The organism is Candidatus Infernicultor aquiphilus (assembly GCF_002784285.1).
Taxonomy (GTDB): Bacteria; Atribacterota; Phoenicimicrobiia; order Phoenicimicrobiales; family Phoenicimicrobiaceae; genus Infernicultor; species Infernicultor aquiphilus.
Window position 1 is genome coordinate 1 of record NZ_PFKO01000148.1, and the last position, 12,261, is coordinate 12,261.

The 12,261-nt window shown below is 31.0% G+C and carries 8 protein-coding genes and 1 pseudogene; all 9 read left to right on the plus strand.

Going from position 1 to position 12,261, the window contains the following annotated elements:
• Window positions 1–344 (plus strand): ComEA family DNA-binding protein (locus COZ07_RS04070; RefSeq protein WP_406607309.1); only part of this gene is annotated, 344 nt, incomplete at its 5' end.
• Window positions 345–715: 371 nt separating this feature from the next.
• Window positions 716–3,493 (plus strand): type I restriction-modification enzyme R subunit C-terminal domain-containing protein, encoded by a 2,778-nt coding sequence (locus COZ07_RS04075; RefSeq protein WP_406607310.1) that lies wholly within the window; start codon window positions 716–718, stop codon window positions 3,491–3,493.
• A complete protein-coding gene (locus COZ07_RS04080) occupies window positions 3,494–4,792 on the plus strand; it encodes a restriction endonuclease subunit S (protein ID WP_406607311.1) in 1,299 nt (432 codons plus the stop codon).
• Complete coding sequence (locus COZ07_RS04085; protein ID WP_406607312.1) at window positions 4,782–5,177, plus strand: GIY-YIG nuclease family protein; 396 nt, start codon at window positions 4,782–4,784, stop codon at window positions 5,175–5,177. The genes COZ07_RS04080 and COZ07_RS04085 overlap by 11 nt, the downstream gene beginning before the upstream one ends.
• Entirely contained in the window at window positions 5,174–6,637 is a 1,464-nt protein-coding gene (locus tag COZ07_RS04090) for a class I SAM-dependent DNA methyltransferase (RefSeq protein ID WP_406607313.1), read from the plus strand. The genes COZ07_RS04085 and COZ07_RS04090 overlap by 4 nt, the downstream gene beginning before the upstream one ends.
• Window positions 6,638–6,768: 131 nt before the next feature.
• The gene (locus tag COZ07_RS04095; protein WP_406607314.1) at window positions 6,769–7,578 is read left to right on the plus strand and encodes an abortive infection family protein; all 810 of its coding nucleotides are present in this window, start codon (window positions 6,769–6,771) and stop codon (window positions 7,576–7,578) included.
• A 340-nt stretch (window positions 7,579–7,918) separates the two neighbouring features.
• Complete coding sequence (locus COZ07_RS04100) at window positions 7,919–8,512, plus strand: hypothetical protein (protein ID WP_406607315.1); 594 nt, start codon at window positions 7,919–7,921, stop codon at window positions 8,510–8,512.
• A 372-nt stretch (window positions 8,513–8,884) separates the two neighbouring features.
• The gene (locus COZ07_RS04105; RefSeq protein ID WP_406607316.1) at window positions 8,885–9,877 is read left to right on the plus strand and encodes an SIR2 family protein; all 993 of its coding nucleotides are present in this window, start codon (window positions 8,885–8,887) and stop codon (window positions 9,875–9,877) included.
• Window positions 9,878–9,879: 2 nt separating this feature from the next.
• Window positions 9,880–12,261: pseudogene (locus COZ07_RS04110) on the plus strand (hypothetical protein); the annotation flags it as partial.

Consider the following 12,261-nt stretch of genomic DNA (forward strand, 5'->3'; position numbering starts at 1 on the left):
CGGAAATAATCGAAATATTTCAGCATCAATTTGTAAATTTATGGACCAATAAATATAGCCCTGATAGAACCAAAGCATTATTCAATAAAGCCAAAGTAGATATTCTAACCGTCTTTCCTCCTCCTGCCCAATCAAAAACTAAAACCATAAATATCAACTCCGCATCCCAGGATGAACTTGTAAAAGTGTTACAAATAAGCGAACCCCTCGCCCAAAAGATAATTGCCTTAAGAGAAGAACTAAAAGGATTAAAAGACCTACAAGCCCTCATCCAATTGCCCGAGATAACCACCCTCGAATGGGAGGAATGGGAAGAACAGGGGATTACAATTACTGTTAAATAAAAATAGAACATTTTTCCAAAGAAGAAGGATTTTATAAATCTTTTGTCGTATTAATATTAAGTTATAGAAAAATAGAAAAGATTAATTTTTTGCTCCCTGGTGGCGCTTTAATAAGGGAAATATAGATTTTTGAAGTTTGACAAAGAACCATCCCTTGATACATAGAGGCGATTAGATTATTTCCCAAAAAAGAAGGATTCAGGAAAAAGTTGTCGTAATATATAAAGGGTGAGTATTTTCTTTATATAAAGATAGTTATTGAAAATGAAAAAAATAATTTAACTTTTCCACCAGCGAGATAGCTGAGTTTTTAAATAAAACATCTCCTGACATATTAAATAGATTAATTAATAATTTAATAAGGAGTGAAAATGTCTGATAGCTATAGCTATATAAACCCAGAAGTTAAGGCAAGGCAGCAAATTGACCAAGATTTAATCCAAGCTGAATGGATAATCCAGAATAAAAATCAATTAAATCTTTCTGCTGGATTAGGTATAGCAGTAAGGGAATACCCCACAGATTCCGGTCCAGCCGATTATGTACTTTTCATAGGTAAAAAACCGGTTGGTGTAATCGAAGCAAAAAGACTGGAAGAAGGAATCGGGTTGACTTGGCACGAAGACCAAACTTCAAAATACGCAGAAAGCCATTTAAAATGGTTCGTAAATAACCAACCTCTTCGATTTAGGTATGAGAGTACAGGAAAACTTACCAGATTCACGGATTCTAATGACCATATACATCGTTCAAGGTTAATATTTAATTTTCAAAAACCGGCGACTTTGCAGGAATGGCTTAAGCAGGATGATACTTTAAGAAATAAACTTGCCAAATTTCCTGAATTGAATACTAAAGGATTAAGGGGATGTCAGATAATTGCCATAAAGAATCTTGAGAGATCATTTTCAGAAAATCGACCGAGAGCACTTGTTCAAATGGCGACAGGGAGTGGAAAGACCTATACTGCAATTACTTCTATGTACAGATTGCTTAAATTTGCCAATGCCAAAAGAATTTTATTTCTGGTAGATACAAAAAATTTAGGCATGCAAGCAGAACAGGAAGCTATCGGATACTCACCCGTTGATGATTCCAGGAATTTAGGTGAGCTTTATAATATCCAACGCTTGAACTCAAGTTACATTTCAAAAGACAGTCATATTTGTATCTGCACCATTCAAAGAATGTATTCAATCTTAAAGGATAAAGAGCTTGATGAAAGCGTAGAAGAGATCTCTTTAAATGAAATTAAATTAGTTGGACCGCCCAAAGATGTTGTCTACAATGAAAAATATCCACCCGAATTTTTTGATTTTATTGTGATCGATGAATGCCACCGTTCAATATATAACTTGTGGCGGCAAGTGATTGAATATTTTGATGCCTTTCACATAGGGCTTACTGCCACTCCCGATAAAAGGACTTTTGCTTTCTTTCACGAAAACATAGTTAGCGAATATTCTCACGAACAGGCAGTAGTTGATGGAGTGAATGTGGGATACGATACCTATGTCATAGAAACCGAGATTACCCAGCAGGGAAGTAAAATAAATGCCAAAGAATTTATTGATATCAGAAATAAGCTGACCAGAGAAGAACGTTGGCAACAATTAGACGAAGAGTTTCAATATTTTGGAAATGATTTGGATAGAAGCGTAGTTAATCCCAGCCAAATCCGAAATATAATCAAAACATTTAAGGAAAAACTTTTAAAAGAAATATTTCCTAATAGGCAAGAGGTTCCCAAGACCTTGATTTTTGCTAAATCCGACAGTCACGCAGACGATATTATTCAGATAATAAGAGAAGAATTTGCCGAAAGTAATGAGTTTTGCAAGAAAATTACCTATAAATCTGATGAAGACCCGAAATCGATACTTGCTTCATTCCGCAATGACTATAATCCAAGAATAGCTGTTACAGTTGATATGATTGCTACCGGCACAGATGTAAAGCCGATAGAATGCATATTTTTTATGCGCGATATAAAATCAAAGAACTATTTTGAACAGATGAAAGGAAGGGGTACCAGGACTCTTTTAAAAGATGATTTAAGAAAAGTAACGCCTTCTGCTTCTGATAATAAAACCCATTATGTAATCATAGATGCAGTCGGTGTTTGTAAATCATTAAAAACGGATAGTAGACCACTTGAACGAAAACCCTCAATTCCTTTAAAAGACCTGATGATGAACATCGCAATGGGTAGCAGGGAAGAAGATATTTTACTATCCACCGCAAATAGATTAATCAGAATAGATCGGGCAGTCTCTGAACAGGAAAAAGAAATATTTACCGAGATTTCCTCGGGCAAGTCCCTAACCGAAGTAGTTAAAGACTTGCTTGATGCAAATGATCGGGATTTTATCAAAACTAAGGCAGGGGAAAAATATGAGGTAGAAAAAGAAGAAATAACTAAAAAGCAAATTGATGACACTAAGAAAGAATTTTTAGATAAAGCCTGTAAAATTTTTGATAATCCCGATATTAGGGATTATATTGAAAATGTTCGAAAAAAACATGAACAAATAATAGATACGATAAATATTGATACCGTTATAAATGCCGATTGGGATAAACAAACCCAAAACCAGGCGCAAAATACCATAGAAACTTTTCAGGAGTTTATAAAAAAGAATAAAGATGAGATAACGGCTCTTAAAATATTTTATAGCCAACCTCAAAGAATAAAAGAAATTACTTTCAAGATGATAAAAGAACTCTATGAAGCCTTAAATTCTCCCCCCTACTCCTTAACTATAGAAAAATTGTGGGGAGCTTATTATCAGCTTGGCGATAATAAAGTAAAAGGAATAAGCACGAAAAGAATGCTTACTGATATTGTGTCGCTTATTAGGTATGAACTTAAAATAGATAAAGAGTTAGCCCCGTTTTCCGAAATTATTAACCGAAATTTCAAGGAGTGGGTATTCAGAAAAAATGCAGGACATATACAATTTACCGAAGTACAAATGGAATGGCTTAGAATGATAAAAGACCATATTATGACTTCTATGAAAATAACTAAAGGGAATTTTAACTTTACTCCCTTTGATGCACTTGGTGGAATAGGTAAATTCTATCAAGTGTTTGGTGATGAGTACGATGAGATAATTAATGAATTAAATGAGGTGTTGGTGGCTTAAATGTTTAATTATTCTAAAAATTGGGAATTGTCTAAAATTGGTGAATGCTTAATGCTTATAAGAGGTATTTCATTTCCAAAATCAGCTAAAAATATTGATTATAAAGATGGATTAATAGCATGCTTAAGAACTAAAAATGTTCAGAAAGAAGTTGACTGGAATGATTTATGGTTTGTGGATAGTATATTTTTAAAACGTAAAGAGCAAATAATTAAAAAGGGTGATATTCTCATATCTGTATCAAATAGTCTTAAATTATTAGGAAAAGTTTCCTTAATAAAAAGTATTCCTTATGTATCTACTTTAGGTGCTTTTATTGTTAATTTGAGAGTTTCAGAATTACTTAATAATAAATTTATATTTTATTATTTATCTTCTCTTGATTTTAAAAACAATGTAAAAGAAAAGGCTTCTACAACTACGAATATTTCAAATATATCTGCAGGGAAACTTGCAAATATTTTCCTACCCATTGCTCCGTTAAATGAACAAAATCGTATTGTAGAAAAAATCGAAGCACTATTTTCTGATTTAGATAAGGCAACCGAAGATTTAAAAAAAACACAAGAACAGCTAAAAATCTATCGGCAAGCAGTTCTTAAAGCCGCATTTGAAGGGAAATTAACAAATGGTAATAGGAATTGGGTTTATAAAAAATTCAAAGAATGTCTCAAATTTTCACAAGGTATTCAAATTGATGGGCATCTTCAAGATGAAAAAAAAGAACAAAATAAAATTCGTTTTTTGAGAATAATTGATTTCACCCAAGGTAATGAACTTGCTAGATATATAAATAAACCTAGCTCAAAATATATTGTTAATAAAGAAGATGTTTCACTAGTAAGATATGGAGCAACAACAGGTTTTGTTTGTTCTGGTTTGGAAGGTGCTATTGCAAATAACTTATTTAAAGTAATCCCAGATGAAACAATTAGTAAAAAGTATTTACTATACTTTTTAAATTCTCCGTTTTTTCAACAAATAATTTCAATAAAAGTTAAGGGTGCAGCTATGCCTGCAATTAGTTTCGGATTGATTAATGATTTTGTTCTACCTATTCCTTTACTTAAAGAACAGAGTGATATAGTACGTGAAATCGAATCCCGACTTTCTGTGTGTGATAAAGTTGAAAAAATCGTTGAGCAAAATCTAAGCAAAATTGAGTATCTACGTCAGAGCATCTTAAAAAAAGCATTTGAAGGTAAACTTGTTTCACAAGATCCGAATGACCTGCCTGCTTGTGAACTTTTAAAACAAATAAAAATTAAAAAAGATAAAATGAGCAAAAATGGAAAATAGATATTTAGCTAATAATGAGATGAATTTACTGGTATCAGAGCAAGGTAAGTGGTTTGTATATGCGATAGAATGCAACAATGGGAGTGTCTATATTGGGCAAACTAAAAAAATATTAGATCGATGGAAATTACACCAGAAAGGTAAGGCTGCTCAATGGACCAAAAAACATGAACCGATAAGATTATTTTATTATGAAATAGTAGATTCATTTAAAGAAGCTTTAGATAGAGAAAAAAAATTGAAAAAAACCAGTGGGAGAAAATATTTAAAAGACTTATTAAAAATTGACAGTCAGGCAGGCGAGTCTGCCGAAACACTATTGGAAAGGATAAAACAAGATAAAGGAAAGTTTGAATCAAGAAATAAGAAGTGGAAAAAGAGATGAACACAGATACAATAATATCCCGAGTATGGAGTTTCAGTACTATCCTTCGTGATGATGGTGTCACTTACGGTGATTACCTGGAACAATTAACCTATCTGATATTTTTAAAAATGGCAGATGAATATTCAAAACCGCCGTATAACAGAGATTTAAAAATACCGGAAAGATATAACTGGCAAACTTTAATTGATAAAAAAGGTGTAGAACTTGAAACACACTACCTAAATTTACTGAAAGAGCTTGGGAAAGAATCGGGATTGATAGGCCAGATATTTGTGAAGGCTCAGAACAAGATACAGGACCCGGCAAAGCTTTATCGAATTATACAGATGATAAATTCTGAAAACTGGGCGATACTAGGTGTAGATGTTAAGGGTACTATTTACGAAGGGTTGCTTGAGAAAAACGCAGAGGACCTTAAAAGTGGTGCTGGACAATATTTCACTCCACGTGTACTTATCAAAGCGATGGTTGAATGTATAAAACCCGAACCAATTAAAACCATAGCTGATCCTGCCTGTGGAACAGGTGGTTTTTTTCTTGCCGCATATGATTTTATTTCTAATCCTAAAAATTATTCGCTAAATCAAGAACAAAAAGAATTTTTAAAATTTAATACTTTCAGAGGTTGGGAATTGGTTTCAACTACCTACCGGCTTTGTTTAATGAATTTATTTCTACATAATATTGGCGATATGAATAGTATGCCACCTATTACCAGAAATGATGCCTTAATTGCCGATCCCGGAGAGCGGTTTGATTATATTCTTACTAATCCGCCTTTTGGTAAAAAAAGCAGTATGACCTTTACTAACGAAGAAGGTAGACAGGAAAAAGAAGATCTTGTTTATAACAGACAGGATTTCTGGACTACAACTTCAAATAAGCAATTGAATTTTGTCCAGCATGTAAGAACTTTATTGAAAACTGATGGAAAAGCAGCAGTCGTAGTTCCTGATAATGTGTTGTTTGAAGGTGGTGCCGGCGAAACCGTCAGAAAAAAGATGCTTGAAACAACTGATTTACATACCATTTTAAGACTTCCTACCGGAATATTTTACAAGCCGGGTGTTAAAGCAAATGTGATTTTCTTTGACAATCACCCCGCAGATAAAAATCCTTGGACCAAAGAAGTTTGGATATATGACTTACGTACCAATATGCATTTCACTTTAAAGGAAAACAAGATGGAGTTTGAGGATTTAAAAAATTTTATTGAATGCTATAATCCTGAAAATAGACATGGGAGAAAAGAAGCTGAACGATTTAGGAAATTTACTTATAATGAAATAGTGTTAAGAGATAAGACAAGTTTGGATATCTTCTGGCTGAAAGATAACAGTTTAACAGATTTAGATAATCTTCCTGACCCCGATGCTCTGGTTGAGGATATCATTGAAAATTTGGAATCCAGCCTCGAAAGCTTACGAGAAATATCAAACAATTTAAATAAAGAGTAATAAATGTGATAGAGGATGGTTGTACATACTCAGCAATTAAAAATACTTTAATTAAGTAAGAAAAAACCTTTAGGAGTCAGCACTGTTAGGTTATTTTAAATTATGTGAAATCGAGTCTTAAGAGGATATAGATGAAAGTTTCTGAATTTACAATTAAACATTTATCAAGGATAATAAATGGTGACTGTGACTATACTCCATATTTAACTGGATCAATGCTTGTTGAATTGTTTAATCGTTATGGATTTAGAGATACTTACGGACAAGGATTCCCATCAAGGTGGTTGTATGTTGAAGAAAAAATAAAAAAGTTAAATGGATCGGTTAAATTAGCAAAAGTAATTGAGGAAATTGTTGATCCGAGATCATATTACGATACCGAATTCAAAGTGGCAGAAGCTGTTGATAAAATAAATAACATAATCTCATATGATGGATACTTGCTAATAGAAAAAGGCAAGAGATATAAGATTGTAAATACTGAAAGTGTTTACATTGAGCCTGAATCTCTTGGGGAGATCGAAAATGATTTCTTAACTGAACAAATAAAAAAATGTGATGATAAAATTTTAGAAGAAGATTTTGATGGTGCTATAACTAATGCCAGGACATTAGCAGAAACTGTAATTGTAGATATTCTCTCAAAATATGATTTAGATTATCAATATAAAGGAGATTTAATAGCTGCATATCAAAGGATTAAAAGATTATTGAATCTCGACCCATCTAATATTGATTACCCGGATTCAATAAAACAGATTTTATCTGGATTAATTTCAATTATAAATGGCTTGGCTAATATGAGAAATGAAATGAGTGATGCTCATACTAGACGATATAAACCAGAAAGACACCATGCAAAATTAGCAGTTAATTCTAGCAAGACATTATCAGAATTTTTAATTGATACTTTGATAAAACAATATAGGAAAGAAAGATAGTTTTTTGACTTAAAATAACAAGGGATATGCGACTACGGTCTTTCAATAAATGTGACAAGTAATGTTTCTTTTACACACTTACAAGATAAAAATGTGTATTAAAGAACAATCTTTTGACGTGTTATTATTATACTTTTATCATATTTTAAGAAATTACAGTATATCAAATGTGAAGTATAAAAATCCACACTTTTAGAGCGGGTTTATTTGATATTAGTAATAAAACATCATGCCTTCGTACTAAATAATAATTTATTAAAACGTTTAGATGTATCGAATTACTTAATAAATATTTGTATCTTTAGTAAAAGATTTCAAGAAAATGGAGGTTTATACAAATATGGAAAGTGAGTGTATAGTTTCAGCATGGGGAGGGTTAGTGAATATCGTAGCTCTGTTCATTAGCGTCTTTGCATTGCTTTTCATTATTTTTAGTTTCTGGTGGATGAACTGGCGAAGAGGTAAAATAATTGTTGGTCTACCTAGATCCTTTGCAGCTACTTCCAAGAGTGAAGATGATCTACTTATTGTTCAATTACCTCTTGTCTTCTATAATGATGGTGCTGCAAGCCAAGTGATTCAAAATCTTAGACTAACACTTGTCCAGAACGGAAATCGGTCAGCTATTCTGTATTTCAACAATACAGTCCATGATTTAGTCAACGTACAAAATCGCGAGTGGGCGCGTCAGTTTGCTGTTGAAGGCCGTAAATCTTATTCATCGGTGTTCGTGTTTCAACGAAAGCCCGGCAATTTTATTTTTCACAAAGGTAAATGCCAAGCAATTCTCGAAGGCAAAATTAACAATGATAAGAATTGGAAAGCTATACTAACCTTTGATTTACAAATATCAGCCAAGAGCATTAAAACTATAAATAGTGGACAACTTATACCATATGACAATGATCCAGACAGAGAGCGTGAGAATGAATAGACTAACAATTAAATGTAATAGGGGATGGTTATATTATCTCAAAAATTCGGTAACTTTTTCTTAATTTTTATAAGGGGTCTAATGCTCCAGTCCCCTGTGCCTCCTTATTTAGTTGTATTCAAATAAGAAGTTTCCTATATTATAATAGATGAGATCTTTTAAAGAATCAGGTGAGAATTGGGGTCAGGCTTTACAAGTTCACAAAATATAGAGGAAGGTTGTCTCATTGTTATAGCAAATGTTGGAAATCGAAAAAATGTGAATATGTGAAGATCCTTAGACTTCGGTTCTAATTAACTCGATTATATTAACCTAAATACACGATTCTAAAACTTATATAAGTAGAATATAAATGAAAAGGAGTTCAAGGATATGGAAGATGCTTTTTCAAGGGACAAAATTGAAAATTTACTTCGGTTTCAAGAAAAAGATTTTCCCGAGCTGCATCAGGCAGCAAAAGATGACAATATTATACTTTTTTTAGGAGCAGGCTTAGCTAAAATGTATGGATGTCTTCTTTGGAGTGAAATGGCTAAAAAACTATCAGAAGTACTATTAAAATATAAAATGATTTCCTATGCCGAAGAGGATATCTTATCTAAAGAATCTGAAATCGATCCACGAAAAGTGATAAGCATTTGTTATTCTTTATGTAAAAATGAGAGGAAAAAGTTAATTATATATGAAAAAACAATAAAGGATACAATAAAAATAAAAAAAGGAAAAAGTAGAAAAAACCTTAATGAAATATATGAACTAATATTTAGCATAAATCCTAAAGTATATTTAACAACTAATTTAGATTTAGGAATAAAAAGATATTCTTCTTTATATATTAATCCCAATCAAAGAATTTATAATTGTACATCACCATATGATAAAGGCGTGATTAAAGAAATTAGTTATCAAATATTTAAAGATGGAAACATTGTATATTTACATGGCAATTATGAAAATATCGAAAATTCAATTTTAACCGTTGATCAATATTTAGAATATTATAGTGATAAAGAAAATTTTTTAAGAAACCTTTTTTCAAATATCGATGGTTTCATTGTTTTTATAGGTTACGGGTTAACAGAGTGGGATGTTATTGAAAAAATATATAAAATATATAAATCAAATAAAGAGTCATTTAAAATAGAAATAACGGGTTGTCTTTTGAGTCCCGTGTTTACACATGAAATTACCAAATTTAAACTAGAACAATCTTATTATGAATCTTTTGGAGTAAAGTCTATCCCTTATTTAATTGATAACGAGGGATATAAAACGCTGAAACGTGTTTTAGAAAATTTAAAAAATGCATTAGATAAAACTCGGCCAACTACATATGATGTAATTAAGGAAATAGAGGAAATCTGAAAATGTTAAACAAAAAAGAATTAGAACTTTTGAATAGAATTAAAAATAGAACAGTCTATGAAAACAAATTTTTTGAAAAGAGATCTGAAACTAAATGGTTTGATGAATTAAAAAAAAGAGGTTATTTTATACCTAATCTAAATACACGACCTCAAGAAACTGAAAAAGGTTATTTCCTTATCCCCCAGTGGAATGTTTTACCATATCTTGAACGGATATCTCAACAAATTAATATTCGAGGTAATGAGAAATATATTGATGAATTACGTTTAATAATTATTGAAATCTCAAAATACAAAGATTCAGAAGGGCAACATATAGATAATTATCGTACTTGGCGATACTTTGTAAAAATTCTCTTAAACTTTCCCAATAATAAAATAACACTTAAGATTATTAATTTAATTCCTATTTGGCTTAATTCAAGATTTAGTACAATGCTACCGGGTTCAGAAATTACCAGAAAGTTTCTTCCTAAATTCTTAACAGATAATCCAGATGACATTAAAAAAGCAGAGAAAATTATTAAGTATATTACTTCAATTAAAATTCCTCCGGTAGGCAAAGAAAAGAAAAGAGATTCGAAAAAAGATAAAAAAATAGAATTATTAGTTGATTCTCATTTTTTAAAAGAAGTATTTGAAAAGTATTCTGAAGATATTGGTAAAAAATGCTCAGAGAAAGTAATTAAAGATCTAGTAGAAAAAGTTAGGAAATTACTTAAAAGAAAAGAAGGGGGAACTTACAGATCATTTTACGAAGAGTTGGATTATTTAGATGAGCCCTTGGATGTACTAACATTTATATTAAAAAGAATTTTAATTGCTAAAGCGAAGAACGATATAAATATCACTCTAAAAATACTAAAAATATTTCTTAAAGAGGAATATTTATACTTTCCCAAAATGGCACTCTATGTTATTGGTAATGATTTAGATGATTATAGAGAATTTTTCTGGAAAATATTGAATGACGATACTGAAAATTTTATTTTAAAAAATACTTCCTCTTTTGGAGATGAGTTAAAACATATATTAGAAAATCTTAAAGAATTAACTGATGAACAGCGGGAAATATTAAAAAACAAAATTGAAGATTCAGCGAAATTAGAAGATTTTAAAGAAGACCAAAAACTGCATCTCGCTTTACATAAACAGAAGTTTTATAAAGCTCTTTCCCATGAACAATATTTTAAGAAGCTTTATGATGAAATAAAAAATGTTACAAAATATGATATAGAATTACGACCTGCAATAGGAAAGGTTGAGGTCAGTTCAGGATTGGGGATTTCTCCTCTGACAAAGGAAAAAATATTACAAATGTCCAATAAAGAACTTGCTGAATTTTTATCAACTTTTAGAACTACTGATTATTGGAAAGGTCCTTCTATTAACGGGTTATCAAAAATATTAAAAGAAGTAATCAAAGAAAGTCCGGAAAAATTCATTAATGATCTGAACCCTTTTTTAAAAACAGGCTATTTGTATGTTTACGATATTCTTTGGGGTATTCGGGATGCCTGGGAAGATAAAAAAATACTTGATTGGGGCAAACTTTTTGAATTTATTAGACAATATATTACATCAGAAGATTTTTGGAATGATAAGTATACGGTGAAAGATGATGATTGGAAAGCAAATCGTTTTTGGATATTAGGGATAATTGGAGAACTTGTTAAAAAGGGTACTATAAACGATTCCCGATCATTTTCTGAAAAATATTATTCAAGAGTTCAGGAAATAATTTTTAAAATATTAGATAAAATGCTATTAGATAAAAAAGAATTATTAGAAAGTCAAGCTGAAAGAAGGGATTTTATAATATATGCATTAAACTCCACATTTGGAAAGATTACAGAAGCGTTATTTATGTTAACTTATAGAATTAAAAAATTTGAAAAAGAGATAAAGAGTGAACAACCGGTTAGTTGGGAAATAAATATTAAAAATAAATATGAATTACTCTTAGAAAATGAGATAGTTGAAAGTTATGTCTGGTTGGGAAGGTATCTAACGATTTTTTATTTACTGTTAGATAAAAAATGGACCGAAGAACAAATAAATCAGATCTCCCCTAAAAAGCAACAGATATGGGAAGCATTTATGCAAGGATATCTAAATAGTAATAAAATTGATATAAATTTATATAAACTAATGCAACCACATTACGAGACAGCGATAGAGTATAAATTTAAAGAAGAACATTCATCTGAAAGAGTGGTGCAACATATCTGTTTAGTATATTTACAAGGTATTGAAAAAATACACGATAAAAATGGTTTATTTAGAAAAATTTTAGATAAATGGAATTTATCACAGATAAAAGAAGTAATTGGCTGGTTTTGGATGCAAAGAGATTTTATTACGGAACCAATCGAAGAGAAA